The organism is Microbacterium altimontanum, from assembly GCF_058349865.2.
The window spans coordinates 24,970-45,515 of sequence record NZ_JBYRJB020000010.1 but is presented as its reverse complement, the minus strand read 5'-3'; the positions used below and the strand labels follow the sequence as shown (position 1 = coordinate 45,515).

The 20,546-nt window shown below is 71.5% G+C and carries 16 protein-coding genes; 10 read left to right on the top strand and 6 right to left on the bottom strand.

Annotation, left to right across the window (positions count from 1 at the left end; translation table 11 throughout):
* Positions 1–97 precede the first annotated feature (97 nt).
* Positions 98–961: a fumarylacetoacetate hydrolase family protein gene (locus tag AC3RX1_RS15920; RefSeq protein ID WP_491502250.1), complete on the top strand. Its 864-nt coding sequence runs from the start codon at positions 98–100 to the stop codon at positions 959–961.
* A gap of 1 nt (position 962) precedes the next feature.
* Positions 963–1,721 carry an SDR family NAD(P)-dependent oxidoreductase gene (locus tag AC3RX1_RS15915; RefSeq protein ID WP_491502249.1) on the top strand — a complete coding sequence of 253 codons (759 nt, stop codon included), beginning with the start codon at positions 963–965 and terminating at the stop codon, positions 1,719–1,721.
* A gap of 90 nt (positions 1,722–1,811) precedes the next feature.
* Here the strand turns inward: AC3RX1_RS15915 and AC3RX1_RS15910 are convergent, their stop codons facing one another.
* Both AC3RX1_RS15910 and rsmI read right to left on the bottom strand, forming a co-directional pair.
* Positions 1,812–3,200: an MFS transporter gene (locus AC3RX1_RS15910; protein ID WP_491502248.1), complete on the bottom strand. Its 1,389-nt coding sequence runs from the start codon at positions 3,198–3,200 to the stop codon at positions 1,812–1,814.
* Between the two features lie 132 nt (positions 3,201–3,332).
* Entirely contained in the window at positions 3,333–4,154 is an 822-nt protein-coding gene (gene rsmI, locus AC3RX1_RS15905) for a 16S rRNA (cytidine(1402)-2'-O)-methyltransferase (RefSeq protein ID WP_491502247.1), read from the bottom strand.
* 22 nt (positions 4,155–4,176) lie between these two features.
* Here rsmI and AC3RX1_RS15900 point away from each other — a divergent pair, with 22 nt between their 5' ends.
* Genes AC3RX1_RS15900 through AC3RX1_RS15890 form a run of 3 tightly spaced genes read left to right on the top strand, consistent with a single transcriptional unit; the run spans position 4,177 to position 7,525 of the window.
* Positions 4,177–5,781 carry a dolichyl-phosphate-mannose--protein mannosyltransferase gene (locus AC3RX1_RS15900; protein ID WP_491502246.1) on the top strand — a complete coding sequence of 535 codons (1,605 nt, stop codon included), beginning with the start codon at positions 4,177–4,179 and terminating at the stop codon, positions 5,779–5,781.
* A 33-nt stretch (positions 5,782–5,814) separates the two neighbouring features.
* Complete coding sequence (locus AC3RX1_RS15895) at positions 5,815–6,309, top strand: cation:proton antiporter regulatory subunit (protein WP_491502245.1); 495 nt, start codon at positions 5,815–5,817, stop codon at positions 6,307–6,309.
* Between the two features lie 16 nt (positions 6,310–6,325).
* On the top strand, positions 6,326–7,525 hold the full coding sequence (locus tag AC3RX1_RS15890; protein WP_491502244.1) for a cation:proton antiporter: 1,200 nt from the start codon (positions 6,326–6,328) through the stop codon (positions 7,523–7,525).
* Here AC3RX1_RS15890 and AC3RX1_RS15885 read toward each other — a convergent pair.
* From AC3RX1_RS15885 to AC3RX1_RS15875, 3 genes are read right to left on the bottom strand one after another with little or no spacing between them, the layout of a single operon-like run.
* Positions 7,515–9,374, bottom strand: a complete 1,860-nt coding sequence (locus AC3RX1_RS15885) for a thioredoxin domain-containing protein (protein ID WP_491502243.1) — start codon at positions 9,372–9,374, stop codon at positions 7,515–7,517. The two genes, AC3RX1_RS15890 and AC3RX1_RS15885, sit on opposite strands and share 11 nt — an antisense overlap.
* 44 nt (positions 9,375–9,418) lie before the next feature.
* Positions 9,419–10,255 (bottom strand): aldo/keto reductase, encoded by an 837-nt coding sequence (locus AC3RX1_RS15880; RefSeq protein WP_491502242.1) that lies wholly within the window; start codon positions 10,253–10,255, stop codon positions 9,419–9,421.
* Positions 10,252–10,809 carry an ArsR/SmtB family transcription factor gene (locus tag AC3RX1_RS15875; RefSeq protein ID WP_491502241.1) on the bottom strand — a complete coding sequence of 186 codons (558 nt, stop codon included), beginning with the start codon at positions 10,807–10,809 and terminating at the stop codon, positions 10,252–10,254. The genes AC3RX1_RS15880 and AC3RX1_RS15875 overlap by 4 nt, the downstream gene beginning before the upstream one ends.
* Before the next feature lie 453 nt (positions 10,810–11,262).
* Between AC3RX1_RS15875 and hrpA the strand changes: the two genes are divergently transcribed.
* The 4 genes from hrpA to AC3RX1_RS15855 all read left to right on the top strand — a co-directional run bounded on the left by hrpA (position 11,263) and on the right by AC3RX1_RS15855 (position 18,296).
* Entirely contained in the window at positions 11,263–15,270 is a 4,008-nt protein-coding gene (hrpA, locus tag AC3RX1_RS15870; protein ID WP_491502240.1) for an ATP-dependent RNA helicase HrpA, read from the top strand.
* Between the two features lie 78 nt (positions 15,271–15,348).
* Positions 15,349–15,627, top strand: a complete 279-nt coding sequence (locus tag AC3RX1_RS15865; RefSeq protein ID WP_491502239.1) for a DUF3311 domain-containing protein — start codon at positions 15,349–15,351, stop codon at positions 15,625–15,627.
* Positions 15,624–17,339, top strand: a complete 1,716-nt coding sequence (gene mctP, locus AC3RX1_RS15860) for a monocarboxylate uptake permease MctP (RefSeq protein WP_491502238.1) — start codon at positions 15,624–15,626, stop codon at positions 17,337–17,339. Before AC3RX1_RS15865 ends, mctP begins: the two co-directional genes overlap by 4 nt.
* A gap of 12 nt (positions 17,340–17,351) precedes the next feature.
* Positions 17,352–18,296: a quinone oxidoreductase family protein gene (locus tag AC3RX1_RS15855; protein ID WP_491502237.1), complete on the top strand. Its 945-nt coding sequence runs from the start codon at positions 17,352–17,354 to the stop codon at positions 18,294–18,296.
* Here AC3RX1_RS15855 and AC3RX1_RS15850 read toward each other — a convergent pair.
* On the bottom strand, positions 18,280–19,125 hold the full coding sequence (locus AC3RX1_RS15850; RefSeq protein WP_491502236.1) for a sulfurtransferase: 846 nt from the start codon (positions 19,123–19,125) through the stop codon (positions 18,280–18,282). The two genes, AC3RX1_RS15855 and AC3RX1_RS15850, sit on opposite strands and share 17 nt — an antisense overlap.
* 78 nt (positions 19,126–19,203) lie before the next feature.
* Between AC3RX1_RS15850 and AC3RX1_RS15845 the strand changes: the two genes are divergently transcribed.
* The gene (locus AC3RX1_RS15845) at positions 19,204–20,526 is read left to right on the top strand and encodes an O-acetylhomoserine aminocarboxypropyltransferase/cysteine synthase family protein (RefSeq protein ID WP_491502235.1); all 1,323 of its coding nucleotides are present in this window, start codon (positions 19,204–19,206) and stop codon (positions 20,524–20,526) included.
* Positions 20,527–20,546: the final 20 nt, after the last annotated feature.

The window sequence follows — 20,546 nt, the reverse complement described above, 5'->3', positions numbered from 1 at the left end:
GGCGGAATGTGCGAGAATGGCGCCATCGCCCCGTGCCAGACGGCCGAGAGTTCTGACCTTCTGCCGCCCCGCCGACCCGAACCATCGAAAGAGTGCCATGCGATTTGCCCGTCTCGGTCCCCTCGGCGCCGAGGTGCCCGTCGTCATCGCCGATGACCGCGCCCTCGACCTCTCCCCCGTCACCGCTGACATCGACGGCGACTTCCTCGCGTCCGGCGGCGTCGAGCGCGCGCGCCGGGCCGTCGCATCCGGCGCTCTCAGCGAGCTGCCCGAGGCGGCGCACCAGCGCGTGGGTGCTCCGGTCGCACGTCCGTCGGCGGTCTACTGCATCGGCATGAACTACGCCGCGCACGCCGCCGAGAGCGGCAGCGAGCCGCCGGCGCACATGGTGATGTTCATGAAGTCGCCGAACACCGTCGTCGGCCCCGACGACGACATCGAGATCCCCCGCGGCAGCACCAAGACCGACTGGGAGGTGGAGCTCGCGATCGTCATCGGCGCGCGCGCCACCCGCCTAGCATCCCTCGAGGCGTCGGCGGAGCACATCGCCGGCTACGCCGTGGGCAACGACCTCTCCGAGCGGGACTGGCAGATGGCGGTCTCGGGCGGCCAGTGGTCGAAGGGAAAGTCGGCCCCCGGCTTCCTGCCGCTCGGCCCGTGGCTCGTCACTCCCGATGAGGTCGACGCATCCGATCTGCGCCTGCGCTCCTGGGTGAACGGCGAACCGCGCCAGGACTCGCGCACCTCGGACCTCATCTTCCCGATCGCGCACATCGTCTGGGAGCTCAGCCACTACCTCACACTCGAGCCCGGCGACGTCATCCTCACCGGCACACCCGAGGGCGTCGCCCTGTCGGGCCGGTTCCCCTACCTGCGCGAGGGAGACGTCGTCGACCTCGAAATCGAGGGCCTCGGGCACCAGCGCCAGCAGTACGTCGCCGTGCGAGAAGGAGAGAACTGAGATGACCGGTCCCCTGAACGACCTCGTCGCCGTCGTCACCGGCGGCGCTTCCGGCCTCGGCGCCGCGATCGCCGCGCGTCTGCGGGCGGATGGCGCCCGGGTGGCGGTGTTCGATGTGAGCCCGGATGCCGCCGCCGACGTCGACCTCGCCGTCGCGGTGGACGTCACCGACGACGCGTCGGTCGTGGCGGGGGTGCAGCGCGTGGTGGACGAGCTCGGCGGGATCGACATCCTCGTGAACAACGCCGGCATCGGCGCACAGGGCGATGTGACCGCGAACGACGACGCCGAATGGCACCGCGTGTGGGACATCAACGTCGTCGGCATGGCACGCGTGAGCCGTGCGGCGCTCCCCCACCTGCGGGCGTCGAGCGCCGCGGCCATCTGCAACACGTCCTCGATCGCCGCCACCGCCGGGCTCCCGCAGCGCGTGCTGTACAGCGCCACGAAGGGCGCCGTGCTGTCGATGACGAAGGCGATGGCCGCCGACCATCTGCGCGAGGGCATCCGCGTCAACGCCGTGAACCCTGGCACCGCCGACACCCCGTGGATCGGGCGCCTGCTCAGCAGGGAGGAGGATCCGGCTGCCGAGCGCGCCGCCCTCGAGGCCCGGCAGCCGCACGGCCGGCTCGTCTCGCCCGACGAGGTCGCGGGCGCCGTGGCCTACCTCGTCAGCCCGTCCGCCGGGTCGACGACCGGCGTGGGCCTCGCCGTCGACGGCGGGATGCAGGAGCTGCGGCTGCGACCCGCCGGTCGTTGAGCGAGGAGCGAAGCGACGAGTCGAAACGACGTCCGACGGGGGCGTCGTTTCGACTCGCTGCGCTCGCTCAACGACCGGCGGGATCGCCGGTCACGCCTCCTCGACGCTCCCGGGCACGGGCACGGCGCCGGTCTCGGCGCGGGTGCGCTCGCGGTCGATGCGGTCGACCTCGTGCAGCGACGAGCCGCGGGTCTCGCGCAGCGAGATCACGGCGACGAGCGTGATGGCCGCCGCGATCGCGAGGTAGACGGCGATCGGGATGTACGAGCCGAAGTGCGACAGCAGGGCCGTCGCGATGATCGGCGCGAGCGATCCGGCGACGATCGAGGTCACCTGGTATCCGACGGAGACGCCCGAGTACCGCATGCGGGTCGGGAACATCTCCGACATGATCGCCGGCTGCGGCGCGTACATGAACGAGTGGATGACGAGGCCCAGCACGATCGCGAGGACGATGATCACCGGATTCTGCGTGTCGAACATCGGGAACGCGACGAAGCCCCACACGGCGGCGGCCACGGCGCCCACACCGTAGACCGGCTTGCGGCCCCAGCGGTCGGCCAGGCCGCCGACGAGCGGGATGACGATCATGTGCACGACGTGGGCGATCGCGATCATGCCGAGCACCTCGGTCGTCTCCATCTTCAGGGCGACGGCGAGATACGTGATCGAGAACGTCACGACGAGGTAGTACATGATGTTCTCCGCGAAGCGCAGGCCCATCGCGGTGATGACGCCGCGCGGGTAGCGCTTGAGCACCTCGAGGACGCCGTAGCGCTGCGATGCGCGCTGCTCGTCGATCTCCTTGGCCTCGATGAAGATCGGCGCATCGGTGATGCGGCTGCGGATGTAGTAGCCGAGCGCGACGATCACGACCGAGAGCCAGAAGCCGATGCGCCAGCCCCAGGCGAGGAACGCCTCGTTCGAGAGCGTGCTGGAGAGGATGAGGAGCACGACGGTGGCGAGCAGGTTTCCGACCGGCACGGCGGCCTGCGGGAACGAGGCCCAGAACCCGCGCGAACGGTCGGGCGAGTGCTCGGCGACCAGGAGCACGCCGCCGCCCCACTCGCCGCCGACGGCGAAGCCCTGCCCGAAGCGCAGCAGCACGAGGAGCGCCGGCGCCCAGTAGCCGACGGCGTCGAAGGTCGGCAGGCATCCCATGAGGAACGTCGTGACGCCGACGAGCACGATCGCGAACTGGAGCAGCTTCTTGCGGCCGTACTTGTCGCCGAAGTGCCCGAACACGATGCCGCCGAGCGGGCGCGCGATGAAGCCCACCGCGTAGGTCACGAACGCCGCGATGATCCCCGCATACGGGTCGTCCGACGGCGGGAACATGATGTGGTTGAACACGAGCGTCGCGGCGGTGGCGTACAGGAAGAACTCGTACCACTCGACCACGGTGCCGGCCATCGCGGCGGCGACGACCTTGCCGAGCCTCGACGACGCCGGGGCCTGGGGCGAAACGGATGATGCCATTGCGCAGATACCTCCTTGTTCACACGCATGATGCGACGGTGCACCGCGGCCGAGAGTACCTGAACCGTCCCTCAGGTTCGAGCGCGAAAATCGCACATCGGTGTGTGCGCCCATGCACACGGCGCTTCAGGTTCAGGCGTCCTTGGCTACGAGCGCCGCCTGATACAGCTCACGGCGCGAGTGCCCCGTGAGTTCGGCGACCTCGTCGGCCGCGGCCTTCAGCCGGGTACCCGCCCGCCGCAGCTCGAGCACCTGGGCCACGGCGTCGGAGAACGCCGTCCGGCGCGGAGCGGCACCGCCGACGACCACGACGAGTTCCCCGCGCACCCCCGCGTCGGCCCACTCCGCGAGCGCGCCGAGCGGCGCGCGCACGATCTCTTCGTGCAGCTTCGTCAGCTCCCGGCACACGGCGGCCGGGCGATCGGCGGCGAAGGCGACGGCCATGTCGCGCAGGGTCTGCCCGATGCGCGACGGCGCCTCGAAGAAGACCATCGTGCGCACCTCAGCCGCCAGGGCGGCGAGCGCCTGCGTGCGCTCCCCCGGTCTGCGCGGCAGGAACCCCTCGAACGTGAAGCGGTCGGTCGGCAGGCCCGCGACGGCGAGTGCGGTGACGACGGCGCTCGGGCCGGGGAGTGCCGTCACCTCGACGCCGGCGGCGGCAGCGGCCGCGACGAGGCCGTAGCCCGGGTCGCTCACCGTCGGCATCCCGGCGTCGCTGAGCACGAGCAGGTCCTCGTCGCGCGCGAGCTCGACGAGCTCGGCCGCACGGTCCTTCTCATTGTGGTCGTGGAGGGCTATGAGCCGCGGCCTGTTCTCGACGCCGAGCGCGGCCAGCAGGCGCTGCGTCGTGCGGGTGTCCTCGGCGGCGACGACCCGTGCCTCGGCGAGCGCCTCGACGAGCCGCCGGGATGCGTCCCCGAGGTTGCCGATGGGCGTGGCCGCGAGGATGATCACCGCCCCAGCATAGGCTGAACGGGTGACTGCGCCGGTGGATGCCCTCGTGCCCGACGCGCCCGGCTCGCCGTTCGATCGGTGGCGGACGCGGGTGCGCGCCTCCGCGGCGCTGCGGCGCCGGTTCGACGTGCTGGCACCGCTCGCGGTGACCCTGCTCGCGGCGCTGCCGCGGCTGTGGAACCTCGGGCACCCGCACGCCCTCGTGTTCGACGAGACGTACTACGTGAAGGATGCGTGGAGTCAGTGGGTGCTCGGCTACCCCGCCGAGTGGCCCTCCGACGCCGACGCCGGCTTCGTCGCCGGCCGCACCGACACGTTCACCGCCACCGGGAGCTTCGTCGTCCATCCGCCGCTCGGAAAGTGGATCATCGGGCTCGGGATGTGGGTCTTCGGCGCCGACTCCTCGGTCGGCTGGCGGGTCGCCGCCGCGGTGTTCGGCACGGCCACGGTGCTCGTGACGTACCTGATCGCCCGGCGGCTCACGCGCTCGACGGTGTTCGCCACCGTCGCGGGCCTGCTCATCGCGATCGACGGGCTCGGCATCGTGCTCAGCCGCGTGTCGCTCCTCGACATCTTCCTCACGTTCTTCATCGCACTGGCGTTCCTGTTCGCCGTGCTCGACCACGAGGCCCACGGCACCCGACTCGCGCGCGCCCTCTCCGCGCGCGCGGCGGCGGGCCTTCCCGGCGATCTGGGCCCGGTGGTGTGGGCGCGGCCGTGGTTGCTCGCCGCCGGGGCGGCCGCGGGCGCCGCGACCGCCGTGAAGTGGTCGGGACTCTACGCGCTCGCGGCGATCGGCATCTACGCGGTCGTCAGCGACGCGCTCGCGCGACGGCGCGCCGGAGTGCCCGTATCCGGAGCGTCGCTGTGGCCGTGGGGGGCGCTGCGGCAGGCCGCGGCATCCTTCCTCCTCCTCGTGCCGATCGCGGTCGTCGTCTACCTCGCGTCGTGGACGGGGTGGCTCGCGACCGACGGCGGCTACGACCGGCATGCCGCCGACGCGCGCCCGGCGACCGGGCTGTTCTCGTGGGTGCCCCTCCCGCTGCAGAGCCTGTGGATCTACCACCAGGCGATCTACCAGTTCCATGTGGGGCTCACGACTCCGCACGGCTACGCGAGCCCGGCGTGGCAGTGGCCGCTGCTCGTGCGTCCCACCTCGATGTACTGGCACCAGGATGCCCTCGGCACGGCGGGGTGCACGTGGACGGGCAGCTGCGTGCAGGCGATCTCGTCGATCCCCAACCCGTTCATCTGGTGGGCGGGGATCGCGGCGACCGTGTACCTCGTGATCGCCTTCGTGCTGCGCCGCGACTGGCGGCACGCCGTGGTCCTCACCGGCGTCGCGTGCACGTATGTGCCGTGGCTGCTGTTCCCCGAGCGCACGATCTTCCAGTTCTACACGATCGCGATGCTGCCGTTCCTCGTCATCGTGCTCACCTTCGCGCTGCGCGACATCGCGGGACGACGCACGGCCCCTGCACGGCGGCGCCTGGTCGGCCAGCGCCTGGTGTGGGTGTTCCTCGGCGTCGTGGTGCTGCTGTCCGCGTTCTGGTATCCGGTCTGGGTGGGCATGCGGGTGCCGTACGCGTTCTGGCTGCTGCACAACTGGATCCCCACCTGGATCTGAGCCCGACGGCGTGCAGACGAGTAGCCTCATGGTGTGACTGTCCGCATCGAGAAGGTCGACCTCCCGGGCATCGGCGTGCGCCACGATCTCGTCACCGAGAGCGGGCGGCGCCTGGCCGTCGTGCGCTACCGCGACGGCGAGCGCGAGCTGGGGCTGTACGACGACGACGACCCCGACTCGTGCCGCGAGTCGCTGCGCATCTCGGACGACGAGGCCGAGGCCCTCGCCGAGCTGTTCAGCGCGTCCCTCGCCGTGAGCCGGCTCACGAAGCTCACCGAGGAGACCGACGGCCTGTACACCGAGAAGATCGCGCTGCCGCCGGGCTCCCCGTTCGTCGACCGCACGCTCGGCGACACGAAGACCCGCACCCGCACTCACGTGTCGGTGGTCGCGATCATCCGCGACCGGCGCATCATCCCCTCCCCGACGCCCGATGAGATGCTCCGCGAAGGAGATGTGATCGTCACCGTCGGCACCCGGGCAGGGCTGGATGCCGCGGCCCGACTCATCACCGACGGCCCCGAGTGATCCCCGGGCGCCGCCGATGAACGACACCACCATCGTCCTGATCGAAGTCGGCGCCCTGCTGTTGAGCATGAGCCTGCTGGGGCGGCTCGCCGCACGCCTCGGCATCTCGCCCATCCCGCTGTACCTCGTCGTCGGGCTCGCGTTCGGCACCGGCGGGATCTTCCCGCTCGACGCGAGCGAGAGCTTCTTCGCCGTCGGCTCGGAGATCGGCGTGATCCTGCTTCTGGCCCTCCTCGGCCTCGAGTACTCCGCCGACGAGCTGCTGCACGGCCTGCGGCGCTCGAAGGCGGCAGGACTGCTCGACGCCGTGCTGAACGCCCTCCCGGGTGCGGCGTTCGCGCTCATCCTCGGCTGGGGCCCGGCCGCCGCCGTCGCCGTCGCGGGGATCTGCTGGGTCACCTCGTCGGGCGTCACGGCGAAGCTCCTGCGCGACCTCGGCCGCATCTCCAACCGGGAGACCCCCACCATCCTGTCGGTCCTCGTCATCGAGGACCTGGCCATGGCGTTCTACCTGCCGACGGTCTCCGCGCTCGTGATCGGCGTCAGCCTCGTGCAGGGCGCGGTGCGCGTCGCCGTCGCCGTCGGCGTGGTGCTCGTGATCCTCCTGGTCGCGCTGCGGTTCGGGTCGTTCGTCTCACGCCTGTTCACCCCCGACCACGCCGAGCCGCTGCTGCTCGGCGTGCTGGGGCTCACGATGCTCGTCGCGGGTCTCGCCGAAGAGGTGAGCGTGTCGGCGGCGGTGGGCGCGTTCCTCGTCGGCATCGCCCTGTCGGGACGGGTCGCTCAGTCGGCCCGCGAGGTGCTGACGCCCCTGCGCGACCTGTTCGCCGCGGTGTTCTTCGTGTTCTTCGGTCTGGCGACGGATGCGTCGGGCCTGCCGGCGATGATCGTCCCGGGTCTGATCCTCGCCGCCGTGACGATGGCGACGAAGATCCTCACCGGCTACATCGCGGCCCGGCGCGCGGGCATCGGACGTCCGGGCCGCTGGCGTGCGGGCATCGCCCTCACCCCGCGCGGCGAGTTCTCGATCGTGATCGCGGGGATCGCGGCCGGCACGGCGCCGATGCTCGCTCCCCTCGCCGCCGTCTACGTGTTCGTCACGGTGATCGGGGCGACGCTGCTCGCGCGGCTGAGCGACACCGCCTGGTTCAAGCGCGCGACCGGGCGCAAGCCGGCACCGCCGCCCGGCGCCGACCGGACGATCGTCACTCCGTGAGCGCGGCCGGGTCGGTCACCGGCAGCCGGCACGCGAAGTCGCGGCAGTCGTAGACCGTCGGCACCGCGGCGCTCTTGCCCTCGAACAGCGCGAAGCCGGCGGCCGCGAACGCCTCCGCCTGCTGCGCCGTGGCGACCGCGACGACGTCGGCGTCGAGCGCGCACGCCGCCCGGACGACCGGGTCGTCCACGGTGCCGAGGGCGACCACCTGCCGCACGGCGCCGGCGAGCTGCGCCGCCACGCGCAGCAGCGCCCCGTGCGCGAGCGGTTCCGACAGTGCCCGTGCGGAGTGCGCGGCGACGACGGATGCCGCGGCCGACCGGTAGCGCTCGCCCGCTCCGAGCTGCCAGAGCGTGCAGGCGGCCTCGGCGAGCGCGGACGGGCCCGAGGGATGATCGGTGTCGGCGGGCGCGGGGTCGCCGGGCACCCCGCGCGCGGCGAGCACCGGGTCGGCGGGGCCGGACGAGAACGCGGGCGCGTCCATGCCGGTGCTCGCACCGGAGCGCGGGAGGCACTCATCGACGAGCGACCGTGCCCGCTCCGCGTAGGCCACCTCTCCGGTCGCCTCGGCCAGGCGCAGCAGGCCCGTGGCGAGCAGCCCGTAATCCTCCTCGGTGGCGGCGGCCGGCGACACCGTCTCGTCGAGCGTCGCCCGCCGGAGGGTGCCGTCGGGAGCGACGGCCGTCTCGAGCACGGCGTCGGCCGCCCAGCGTGCGGCGGCGATGTACTCGGACGCGCCGAGGCGCACCCCGGCACGGGCGAGCGCCCCGATCGCCATCCCGTTCCAGCCGGTGACGATCTTGCCGTCGATCGCGGGCGGCTCGAGGGCCGCGCGGCCATCGGCGTCTCGGGCGTAGTAGCCGCCCTCGCTGCGCTCGCCGTCGATCCACGACTCCGAGTCCTGCGCGGCGGCGAAGCCCCCCGACGGCTGCTGCAGCACGTCGAGGAGGAACCGGGCGATGTCGCGAGCGGTCGGCTCGTCGCCTGCGTCGAGCGCGACGTCGAGCAGACCCGCGTTGTCGGTGAGCATGCGCTCGTAGTGCGGGACAGTCCAGTCGCGGCGCGTCGCGTAGCGGAAGAAGCCGCCGTCGACGGCATCGTGCAGGGGCGAACCCGCCATCGCCGTCAGCGCACGCGCGGCGCCGGCCGCCGCCTGCGGTGCCCCGGCGGCCAGCAGCGGGCTCTGCAGGAACCCGAGCACCGGGACCGTCGGGAACTTCGGGGTGTGCATGGGAGAGGCGGCGGCCGCGAATCCGCCGTACTCGGTGTCCTCCACCCGCAGGACGCGGTCGGCGGCGGCCTCGAGCTGCGCGCGCGTCGGGGTGTCGTCGGCGCCGGCCGCGGCATCCCGCGCCTTCGTCAGCGCCTGGACGACCGCCGCCGCCGTCTGCCGCACCTCATCGCGCCGGTGCTTCCAGGCGTCGCGAACGGCGCCGAGCACCTGACGGAACGACGGCATCCCGCCCCTCGGCGCGGGCGGGAAGTACGTCCCGGCGTAGAACGCATGCCCGTCGGGTGTGGTGAACACGGTGAGGGGCCAGCCGAGCCCCTGGGTGAAGGCGGATGCGGCGGCCATGTACGCCGCGTCCACCTCGGGATGCTCCTCCCGGTCGACCTTGATCGCGACGAAGCCGTCGTTCAACTCCGCCGCGGTTTCGGGGTCCTGGAACGACTCCCGCGCCATGACGTGGCACCAGTGGCAGGTGGAGTAGCCGATCGAGACGAGCACCGGCACATCCCGGCGCGCGGCCTCGGCGAACGCCTCCGCGCTCCACGGGAACCACGCCACCGGATTGTCGGCGTGGGCGCGCAGATAGGGGCTGGCCGAAGCTGCGAGACGGGAGGTCATGGGCTCGCCGGTCCGTTCCTGTCGCGGGCGGTCGCGCGCCGCGGCTAGTTGACCTCGTCGGGGTGCGAGCTGACCCGGCCCGAACCGTCGCCGGGATCGAGGGCATCGATCGCGGAGACCTCCGCGTCGGTCAGCGTGAAGTCGAAGACGTCGAGGTTCTCGGCCAGGCGCTCGCGGTGCACCGACTTCGGGAACACGATGAAGCCGTGCTGCAGGTGCCAGCGCAGCACGACCTGCGCGGGCGACTTCCCGTGCGCGGCAGCCGCGTCGGCGACCGCGGGAGTGTCGAACAGGTCGTACTTGCCCTGTCCGAGCGGGCCCCACGACTCGATGTGCACGCCGTGCGCGGCGGCCCAGTCGGTGATGTCGCGCTGCTGGTACGCGGGGTGCAGCTCGATCTGGTCGACGGCCGGGGTGACGCCGGTCGCCGCGACGATCTTCTCCAGGTGCGGCACGAGGAAGTTCGAGACGCCGATGCTCGTGGCGCCGCCCTCGTCGCGGATCTCGATGAGCTTCTCCCACGCGTGCAGGTAGTCGTCCTTCGCCGGAGTGGGCCAGTGCACGAGGTAGAGGTCGACCCGGTCGAGGCCGAGCATGCCGAGGCTCTCGGCGATGGCGGCGCGGGGCTCGTCGTCGTGGTGGCGGTCGTTCCACAGCTTGGTCGTGACGAACAGCTCGTCGCGTGCGATGCCGCTCGCGGCGATCGCACGCCCGACGCCCTGCTCGTTGCCGTAGATCGCGGCGGTGTCGATGTGGCGGTAGCCGAGTTCGAGGGCTTCGGAGACGGCGCGCTCGGTGTCTGCCGGCGGCACCTTGAACGTGCCGTAGCCGAGCTGCGGGATGGAGTTGCCGTCGTTGAGCGTGATCTGGGGAACGGTCATGATCCCAGCCTACGAGGCACCACGTCGAACGGGACGAGGTCGTCGACCTCCCACGACTCGGGCGGCGGAACCTCGAGCGGCTGCGGATCACTCCATGCCAGCGTGCGGGACGGGATCTCGGCGTCGGGATCCGACCCGCGAACGGGCACCGTCTGCCGCCCGCGCGTGCCTGCCCGCTGTGGTCGGCCGAGGCCCTTCCGCGCGGGGCGGAACGGGGCGAGCGGATCGTACTTTCGTCGGTGCTCGGCGTCCCAGCCGATAGCACCGTCGACCTTGGACCGAAGGTCAAGCAGTGCGTGCTCGAGCATGCCCACGCCCCGGGAGTCGAGACGGTACCAGCGCCATTGCAGTTCGGCGCGCACGTCGACGAGACCCGCGTCGCGCAGGATCCGAAGGTGCTTCGACGTCGCCGTGCGGCTGAGGTGGAACTCGGTGCAGATGAGATCGGCGATCTGTCCTGCGGTCTGTTCTCCGCTTGCGAGAACGTCGATGATCCGGCGCCGGACCGGATCGCCGAGCGCCTGAAACGGATGCACGTCGTGGTACCTCTCCATGCGTCAAGCATGGCCGAGTGCCACGCGGCCGGACCCCCGGGGCGCTCACTGGTGGATGGAGGACGGATCTCAACGGGTGGACGGGGTCTGGGGAGAAGCCGACGAGGTGCGGGACGGCCGGTCGCCCGGGCGCAGTGTCCTCGTTCTCGGCCCGTTCCCGTTCCCTTCCTCGTTCTCGTTCCCGTTCCCGTTCTCACCACACCCCACCGCACCTGTTCGCTGTCCGAGCACCGACATCCGGATAGTTCTGATTTCGGTGATGAACCTCCGGTGCACACAGCCCACGGCGGGGGCCCCGGCCGTGAACCGGAAGTTCAATACGGTTTTGGAGATACATCAACATCCGCGGACGGCGCTCTCAGCGACAGGAACGCAACATCGGGTGTGAGGGGCTCGCCGTGGGCCGCCCCGATGTGCCCGCGCCGGGCGGTGCGCGCGATACGATGGCAGGCTGTGTCTGCGCCCGAACCCGTCATCGCCTACCCGCCCGAGCTGCCCGTCAGCGCGGCGCGGGACGAGATCGCGCGCGCCATCGCCGAGCACCAGGTCGTCATCGTCGCCGGTGCCACCGGCTCGGGCAAGACCACGCAGCTGCCGAAGATCTGCCTCGAGCTCGGCCGCACCTCCATCGCGCACACGCAGCCGCGCCGCATCGCCGCACGCAGCATCGCCGAGCGCGTCGCCGACGAGCTGCAGGTGCCCCTGGGCACCACTGTCGGATACAAGGTGCGCTTCACCGACAAGGTCTCCGCCGACACGGCCATCGCGCTGATGACCGACGGCATCCTGCTGAACGAGATCCATCGCGACCGGCTTCTGCGCCGTTACGACACGATCATCGTCGACGAGGCGCACGAACGCTCCCTCAACGTCGACTTCCTCATCGGGTACCTGCGCCGCATCCTGCGCCGCAGGCCCGACCTCAAGGTCATCATCACGTCGGCGACGATCGATCCCTTCAGCTTCGCGCGGCACTTCGCCGAACCCGACGGCACGCCCGCACCCATCGTCGAGGTGTCGGGCCGGACGTATCCCATCGAGATCCGCTACCGGCCGCCGCTCGAGGCCGACGACGACATCGAGCCGCTCACCGCGGCGCTGCGGGAGCTCGATCGCGAGCCGCCCGGAGACGTCCTGGTCTTCCTGCCCGGGGAGGCCGAGATCCGGGATGCCATGGATGCGGTGCGCGGCATGTACGCGAAGGATGCCGCGCCCACCGAGGTGCTTCCCCTGTACGGGCGACTGTCGGCGGCCGACCAGCACCGCGTGTTCGAGCGCTCGGCAGTCGCGGGCCTGCGTCGGCGGGTCATCCTCGCGACGAACGTCGCCGAGACGAGCCTCACGGTCCCCGGCATCCGCTACGTCGTGGACGCCGGAACCGCCCGCATCTCGCGCTACAGCAGCCGCAGCAAGATCCAGCGCCTGCCGATCGAGGCGATCTCGCAGGCCTCGGCACAGCAACGGTCGGGGCGCGCGGGCCGCACCGCCCCCGGCATCGCGATCCGTCTGTACGCCGAGGACGACTTCGCGTCGCGGCCCGAGTTCACCGAGCCGGAGATCCTGCGCACGAGCCTCGCCTCGGTCGTGCTGCAGATGCTCTCGCTCGGCTTCGGCGACATCACGGAGTTCCCGTTCCTCACCCCGCCCGACTCACGCGGCGTGAAGGCCGCGTTCGACCTGCTCGTGGAGCTCGGCGCCGTGCGCTCCGGCGCGCTGACCGAGCTCGGCCGGGAGCTCGCCCGGCTCCCGATCGACCCCCGATTCGCGCGCATGCTCATCGAGGCGCGACACACCGGCGCGCTGGCCGAGGTGCGCGCGATCGTCGCCGGACTCTCGATCCCCGACGTGCGCGAACGCCCGGAAGCCGAACGCGAGCAGGCCGATCGGCTGCACGCCCGGTTCACCGACCCCACGAGCGATTTCCTCAGCCTGCTGAATCTCTGGAACCATCTGCAGCAGCTGCAGAACGACCTCGGTTCGAGCGCCTTCCGGCGCACCTGCCGTGCCGAGCACCTGAACTACGTGCGCGTGCGGGAGTGGTTCGATGTGCACCGCCAGCTCGGCTCGCTCCTCCGCTCGGGATCGGCCGCCGCCCAGAGCGCCGAGCCCGACGCGATCCACAAGGCGATCCTGTCGGGACTGCTGTCGCAGATCGGCATGCTCGACGAGCGCTCGACGGCCCCCGCCGGCGATCACCGCAAGGCCGGTGCGAAGCCGAAGAAGCCCCGGGCCGAATACGTCGGAGCGCGCGGCGCCCGCTTCTCCATCTTCCCGGGTTCGGGGCTGCGCAAGAAGAGCCCGCAGGCCGTGATGGCCGGCGAACTCGTCGAGACGAGCCGTCTGTTCGCCCGGACCGTCGCGGCGATCGACCCCGCCTGGGCCGAGCCGCTCGCCGGCGACCTCGCGAAGCGGCAGCTCTCCGACCCGCACTGGTCGAAAGATGCCGGCGCCGCGGTCGCGAGCGAGAAGGTCACCCTCTACGGCGTGCCCATCATCCCGCGCCGCCGCGTGCAGCTCGCCCGCATCGACCGGCCCCTGGCCCGCGAGCTGTTCCTCCGTCATGCGCTCGTCGACGGCGAGTGGGACCACTCCGCGCTCGACAAGCGGCTCACGGCGTTCGCGCGCCGCAATCACGAGCTGCGCCGGCGACTCGAGAAGGTCGAGGAGAGGGAGCGACGCCGCGACATCCTCGCCGGCGACGAGGCGGTGCTCGCGTTCTACGAATCGCGGGTTCCGCGCGACGTGTTCGACGTGCGGTCGTTCACGACGTGGTGGCGCGAGACCGTCGTACGCACGCCGCACCTGCTCGACATGAGCGAGGCCGACCTCGTCGACGAGGCGTCGCGCGCCGACGAGCGCGACTTCCCGATGCGGTGGCGACAGGGCGACCAGGTGCTCGGTCTCGCCTACCGCTTCGAACCCGGCGCACCCGACGACGGCGTGACGGCGGTGGTGCCGCTGGCGCTGCTCGCACAGCTGCGCCCCGACGGCTTCGACTGGCAGGTGCCGGGGATGCGCGATGAGCTGATCGCGGCTCTCATCCGCGCGCTGCCCAAGGCGATCCGCCGGCACGTCGTGCCCGCCGCGGACTGGGCCGCCCGGTTCGGCGAGGAGCTCGCCGGCGCAGGGCCGGAGTCGCTCGAGGGACTTCCGGCCACCGGCCTGCGCGCAGCACTCGCCGACCGCATCCGCCGGGTCGCGAACCAACCGGTGTCGGCGGACGACTTCGACATGAGCCGGGTGCCCGGGCATCTCCAGGTCTCGTTCCGCGTGGTCGACGAACGCGGCCGCGCCATCGGATCCGACCGGGACCTCGGCGCCTTGCAGCACAGGCTCGCCGCGAAGTCGCGGGACGCCGTCAGCCGGTCGTTGAGCCGTGGCAGGTCCCTGAGCGAGGATGCGAAGCGACCGAGTCGAAGGGCCGGCGGGCCCGACGTCGATCGCGCCCTTCGACTCGCTGCGCGGTTCCTGAGCGAGGACGCGAAGCCGCGGGACGCGGTCAGCGGGTCCTTGAGCGGAGACAGGTCCCTGAGCGAGGACGCGAAGCGACCGAGTCGAAGGGCCGGGGGCGGAGCGCTCGCCACGCAGTTCGCCGAGCGCACCGGCATCACCGCGTGGGACTTCGACGCCCTGCCCGAAGTAGTGGACACCAAGGTCGCGGGCGGCGTGGTGCGCGGCTACCCCGCGATCGTCGACGACGGCTCGTCGGTCTCGCTCCGCATCGAGGCGACCCCGGAGCGCGCAGCCGATCAGACGCGCGCGGGGGTGCGCCGGCTCGTGCTGCTCTCGGGCCCGAGCCCGGCCGACTACGTGCTCGACCACCTCACCGCGCCCGAGAAGCTGGCACTCGCCTCGTCGCCCTACCCTTCGGCCCGCGCGGCGATCGAGGACTGTCGCGTCGCGGTCGCCGACGCCGTCATCGCGCGCACCCACCCCGACGGGGTCGTGCGCACCCGCCTCGAGTTCGAACGCACGCGCGACGCGTTCGCCGGCGCCGTGGTGGACGAGCTGTTCGCCGCCGTGTCGCTGCTCAGCCGCATCCTGATCGCCGCCCGCGAGGTCGAGAAGACCATCCGCTCGACGAACGCGCTGACGCTGCTGGCGGCGCTCGGCGACATCAAGGCCCAGCTCGCCGGACTCGTGTTCGGCGGGTTCGTCTCGCGCACCGGGATGTCGCAGCTGGCGCATCTCCCCCGCTATCTCCAGGGCGCTCTGCTGCGGCTGAAGGCCCTTCCCGACAACCCCGGACGCGACCGTCAGCGGCAGTCGGAGTATGAGCGCGCCGCCCTCGTCTACAGCGAGGCCGGCGGCACGATCCCGCCCGCCTCCGACGCTCCGGCGCGCCTGGTGGCGACGCGGTGGCTGCTCGAGGAGTACCGGATCAGCCTGTTCGCGCAGGCCCTCGGCACCGCCGTCCCGGTGTCGCTTCCGCGCATCACGAAGGCGCTCACGGGGTCTTGACGCCGCTCCCGTCCCGGGTGAAAAGTGTTGTCGCGGCCTGAAAGGGTCCGCACAACAACTGAATCCGGAAGGAAGACGATGAGCTCCCCCGACACACCGACGCGCGGACCGGCTCGCCCCGGCCCGTATGTCATCGCCGGCATCCTGATCGTGATCGCGATCGTGATGCCGCTGCTCGTTCCGATGTACGCGCGGCACGATCCCGTCCTCTGGGGCCTGCCGTTCTTCTACTGGTACCAGCTGCTGTGGGTGTTCATCGCCTCGGCGCTGCTGTTCATCGCGTACCTCATCATGCGCAAGGAAGACCGTCGCCGCCGCGCCGAGGTGCGCGGCGCCCGGATCGGGGAGGCGTCATGATCCTCGCTGCGACCACGGCCGCCGCGGCCGCTGCCGCCGCCCCGCCGAACCGCCCGGTCGACTGGGTTCCGCTGATCATCGTCATCATCCTGTTCGTCGTCGTGGCCGTGATCGGCTTCCTCGCCTCCCGCTGGCGCACCGCTCCCGCCGACCGCGGCATGAAGACGCTCGACGAATGGGGCCTGGGCGGCCGCGGGTTCGGCACCTGGGTGACCTGGTTCCTGCTCGGCGGCGATCTCTACACGGCCTACACGTTCGTCGCGGTGCCCGCGGCGATGTGGGCGTCCGGCGCGGTGAGCGGCTTCTTCGCGGTGCCGTACACGATCGTGCTGTACCCGATCGTGTTCGTCCTGATGTCGCGCCTGTGGTCGGTGTCGCACCGGCACGGCTACGTCACCCCGGCAGACTTCATCGGCGGCCGCTACGGCAGCCGCACGCTGTCGCTCGCGGTGGCGCTGACCGGCATCATCGCGACGATGCCGTACATCGCGCTCCAGCTCGTCGGCATCAAGTCGGTCCTCACCGTGCTGGGCCTCGGCTCGAACACGAACTGGTTCATGGCCGATCTGCCGCTCATCATCGCGTTCGTCGTGCTCGCCGCGTACACGTACACGGCGGGGCTGCGCGCCCCGGCGCTCATCGCGGTGGTCAAGGACATCCTGATCTACGCGGCGATCATCGTGGCGATCATCTACCTGCCGAGCAAGTTCGGCGGGTGGGAGGCGATCTTCTCCGCCGCCGACACGAAGCTCAGCGCCACGAACCCCGCCACCGGCAACCCGTTCGGCGCGGTGATCCCGGGCGCGGCGAGCTTCAACGCGTACTGGACGCTGGCGCTCGGCTCGGCGATGGCCCTGTTCATGTACCCGCACTCGATCACGGGCGTGCTCGCGACGAAGAGCCGCAACACGATCCGGCGCAACGCGATGATCCTGCCGCTGTACTCGCTCATGCTCGGCGGCCTCGCGCTGCTGGGCTATGTGGCGATCAAGGCCGGCACGCAGCCGATCGACGTGAACGGCTCGGTCAACGCGCAGCTCGTGGTGCCCCAGCTGTTCACCGACGCGTTCCCGAAGTGGTTCGCGGGTATCGCGCTCGCGGCGATCGCGATCGGCGCGCTCGTGCCGGCGGCGATCATGTCGATCGCCGCATCGAACCTGTTCACGCGGAACATCTACAAGGACTTCTTCAAGAAGGACGCGACGCCGCAGCAGGAGGCGAAGGTCTCCAAGCTCGTCTCGCTGATCGTCAAGCTCGGCGCCCTCGTGTTCGTGCTCGGCATGGATCAGACCTCGGCGATCAACCTGCAGCTGCTCGGCGGGATCTGGATCCTCCAGACGTTCCCGGCGATCGTCGCGGGACTGTACACGCGCTGGTTCAACAAGTGGGCGCTGTTCGTCGGATGGGCCGCCGGGATCCTCTACGGCACGATCGCGGCGTACAACGTCGTGAACCCGGCGACGCACAACCACTTCGGCGGGTCGATCGCGAACTTCCCGTTCACCGACATCCCTGTCTACATCGGGGTCTCGGCGTTCTGCCTCAACGCGGTCGTCTCGGTCGTGCTCACCCTCATACTGCGGGCGGTCAAGGTCAAGGACACCACCGACAGCACGCGCGCGAGTGACTACGGGGCCGACGAGAACGACCCGAAGGTCGTGCAGATCGAGAAGGAGGCGGCCCTCGAGCCCGACAACCCGCTCGCACCGTGACATCCTGGTGAGATGGCACAGGCGATCCAGTACGTCGAGTTCGGTGGACCCGAGGTCCTGACGCTGCAGGAGACGACCTCCCCGGCACCGCACGCCGGGGAGGTCGTCGTCCGTGTGGCGGCGGCCGGCGTGAACCCGATCGATGCGAAGATCCGCTCGGGACTGCGTCCCACGGGTGAGATCACGACGCCGCGGCGGGTGGGTTCGGATGCCGCGGGCACCGTCATCGCGACGGGTCCCGATGTCGAGGGGTTCGGAGTCGGCGACGACGTCGTCGTGTTCGGCGCCGACGGCGTCTACGCGACGGAGATCACCGTGCCGTACCGCTGCGTCCAGCCCCGGCCGCCGCAGGTGTCCGCCGCGGAGGGGGCGGCGCTGGGCGTCCCGGCCGGCAGCGCGTACCAGACGCTGCGCTCGCTCGATGTGCGGGCCGGCGACACGCTGCTCGTGCACGGCGGGTCGGGCGCGGTCGGCCAGGCCGTCGTGCAGTTCGCCGTGCTGTGGGGCGCCGCGGTGATCGCGACGGCGTCACCGCGTCGTCATGAGCGGCTGCGAGCTCTCGGCGCGATCCCCGTCGCGTACGGCGAGGGCCTCGAGAAGCGCGTGCGCGCTGCGGCCGGCCAGCGCCCGATCACGGCCGTGATCGACATCGCCGGGACGGACGAGGCGATCGACGTGTCGCTGGCGCTGTGCGCCGACCGTTCCCGCATCGCGACACTCACACGCGGGAAGGATGCCGCGGCCCTCGGCATCCGGGCGTTCCTGGGCGGCTCCCCCGACCCGCTCACCGCACGTCAGCTCGAGCTTCGAGCCGAGGCGATGCCGGTGGTGCTCGCGCTCATGGCGGCGGGGCGGTTCAGCGTGGAGCTCGGTCCGTCCTTCCCCCTGGCCGAAGCGGCCGAGGCGCACCGCGTCCTCGATCAGGGAGTGGACGGGAAGATCACGCTGGTCCCGTAGCCACCGGCCGCCCGGGCGTGTTCGTCCACTGGCTCCAGGAGCCGGGGTAGACGGTGACGTCGATCCCGGCGACGGCGCCCGCGAGCGCGGTGTGCGCGGCGGTGACGCCCGATCCGCAGTACGCCGCCACGTCGACGCCGTCGGTGGCGCCGACGCCGGCGAATGCCGCGCGGATGTCCGCGGCATCCCGGAACCGGCCGTCGTCCAGATGGGTGAGGCTCGGCAGGTTGACCGCGCCGGGGATGTGGCCGGCGACGGGATCCATCGGCTCGGTCTCGCCCCGGAACCGCTCCGGGGCGCGGACGTCGAGGAGCACTCCGTGCTCGGGCCAGGCGGCGGCGTCGCCGATCGTCGCGACGCCGTCCGTGCGCTCGCGCAGCGTCACGGTGCCGGGAGCCGGCTGCTCCTCGCCGTCCTGCACCGGGAGTCCCGCGCGGATCCACGCGCGGTATCCCCCGTCGAGCACGCGCACGTCGGTCATTCCCGCCCCGGTCAGAAGCCACCACGCGCGGGCGGCTCCCATGCCGTTGAAGTCGTCGTACGCCACGACGAGATCTCCGTCGTTGAGTCCCCACCGGCGCGCCGCCGCCTGGAGGTCGGCGAGCGCCGGGAGCGGATGACGGCCGTCCTCGGGCCGGTCGATGTGCGCGAGCTCGTGATCCATGTCGACGTAGACGGCTCCGGGGATGTGCCCGTCGAGGTACTCCAGGCTTCCGTCGGGCCTGTCGAGCCGGTAGCGCACATCGAGCAGGCGCACCGGCCGGTCCGGACCGCGCGAGAAGGACACCAGCAGCTCGGACAACTCGTCGACGGTGATGAGAGGACCCATGAGACCATCGTGCACCCTCTCGCAACAGTTCGACACACGGCCCCGCGGCGGCATCCGGCGGCGGGGACAATGGAGGGCATGCCCGACTCCGCCGACTGTCCCCCCGTGTCCTTCGCCACCGCGCAGGTGCAGGCGGGGTATTCGACGGCGGCGGCTCCGGCCGCGGCGGTCCCGCCCGTGTACCAGTCGAACGCGTTCGTGCTCCCCTCGCTGAGCCACGCCCGGGATCTCTTCGCGCACCGCGTCGAGGGCGACGTCTACGCGCGCATCGGCAATCCGACGTCGGTGGTCCTCGAGCAGCGCCTCACCGCCCTCGAAGACGGTGTCGCCGCGGCCGTCGTGGCGTCGGGGCAGGCGGCGGTGGCGCTGACGATCCTCGCGCTCGCCGGCCGGGGCGGGCATGTCGTCGCGGCGGCGCAGCTGTACGGCGGAACCGTCGATCTCCTCGTGGAGACGCTCCCCGACTGGGGCATCACGACGACGTTCGTCGACCAGGACGACATCGCGGCGTGGCGTGCCGCCGTGCGACCGGAGACGAGGCTGTTCTTCGCCGAGACCGTCGCCAACCCGATCGCGCAGGTGCTCGACGTCCGCGCCGTCGCCGACGCCGCCCACGATGCGGGGGTGCCCCTCGTGGTCGACAACACCGTCGCCACCCCGTACCTGCAGCGGCCGAAGGAGTTCGGGGCAGACCTCAGCGTGCACTCCGCCACGAAGTTCATCGGCGGGCACGGCGCCGTGCTCGGCGGCGCCGTCGTCGACCTCGGCACGTTCGACTTCGGCGCCGCGCCGGAGAAGTGGCCCGCGCTCACGGCGCCGAGCCGGCGCATCCCGAGCGGTGCGAGCCTGCTCGAGCACTATGCGGGGGCGTCCCCGTTCATCGCGCTCGTCAAGGCGAAGCTCATCCACGACCTCGGGCCGACGCTGTCGGCGTCGAGCGCCTTCCAGCTGTTGCAGGGGCTCGAGACCCTCGACATCCGGATGCAGCGGCACGCCGCCTCCGCCCAGCGCATCGCCGAGCACCTCGCGGCGCATCCCGCCGTGACCCGTGTGCACCACCCGGGCATCGCCGGCAACCCGTGGCACGATGCGGCAGCGACGTACCTGACCCGCGGGGTCCCCTCCGTCTTCTCGATCGACCTGCACTCCGCAGGCGACGACGAGGCCGACTTCGCCCGCGCCGAGGCGTTCGTGGCCGGCCTGCGCGTCGTGCGGCTGCTGGCCAACATCGGCGACGCGCGCAGCATCGTCACGCACCCCGCGTCGATGACGCACAGCCACCTGTCGGCGCAGCAGCTGGCCGACGCGGGCATCTCCTGGTCCACGCTGCGCCTGTCGATCGGCCTCGAGGACCCCGCCGACATCATCGCCGACCTCGACCGGGCGCTCTCCGCGATCTGACGCGAATCCGACGACGGGAA

Bases quoted from the DNA above. Each gene is read 5' to 3' on its own strand.
- mctP (WP_491502238.1), top strand. From the start codon at position 15,624: ATGATCCTCGCTGCGACCACGGCCGCCGCGGCCGCTGCCGCCGCCCCG.
- AC3RX1_RS15915 (WP_491502249.1), top strand. From the start codon at position 963: ATGACCGGTCCCCTGAACGACCTCGTCGCCGTCGTCACCGGCGGCGCT.
- AC3RX1_RS15910 (WP_491502248.1), bottom strand. From the start codon at position 3,200: ATGGCATCATCCGTTTCGCCCCAGGCCCCGGCGTCGTCGAGGCTCGGC.
- AC3RX1_RS15865 (WP_491502239.1), top strand. From the start codon at position 15,349: ATGAGCTCCCCCGACACACCGACGCGCGGACCGGCTCGCCCCGGCCCG.
- AC3RX1_RS15920 (WP_491502250.1), top strand. From the start codon at position 98: ATGCGATTTGCCCGTCTCGGTCCCCTCGGCGCCGAGGTGCCCGTCGTC.
- AC3RX1_RS15880 (WP_491502242.1), bottom strand. From the start codon at position 10,255: ATGACCGTTCCCCAGATCACGCTCAACGACGGCAACTCCATCCCGCAG.
- AC3RX1_RS15845 (WP_491502235.1), top strand. From the start codon at position 19,204: ATGCCCGACTCCGCCGACTGTCCCCCCGTGTCCTTCGCCACCGCGCAG.
- AC3RX1_RS15855 (WP_491502237.1), top strand. From the start codon at position 17,352: ATGGCACAGGCGATCCAGTACGTCGAGTTCGGTGGACCCGAGGTCCTG.
- AC3RX1_RS15885 (WP_491502243.1), bottom strand. From the start codon at position 9,374: ATGACCTCCCGTCTCGCAGCTTCGGCCAGCCCCTATCTGCGCGCCCAC.
- AC3RX1_RS15850 (WP_491502236.1), bottom strand. From the start codon at position 19,125: ATGGGTCCTCTCATCACCGTCGACGAGTTGTCCGAGCTGCTGGTGTCC.
- AC3RX1_RS15890 (WP_491502244.1), top strand. From the start codon at position 6,326: ATGAACGACACCACCATCGTCCTGATCGAAGTCGGCGCCCTGCTGTTG.
- AC3RX1_RS15875 (WP_491502241.1), bottom strand. From the start codon at position 10,809: ATGGAGAGGTACCACGACGTGCATCCGTTTCAGGCGCTCGGCGATCCG.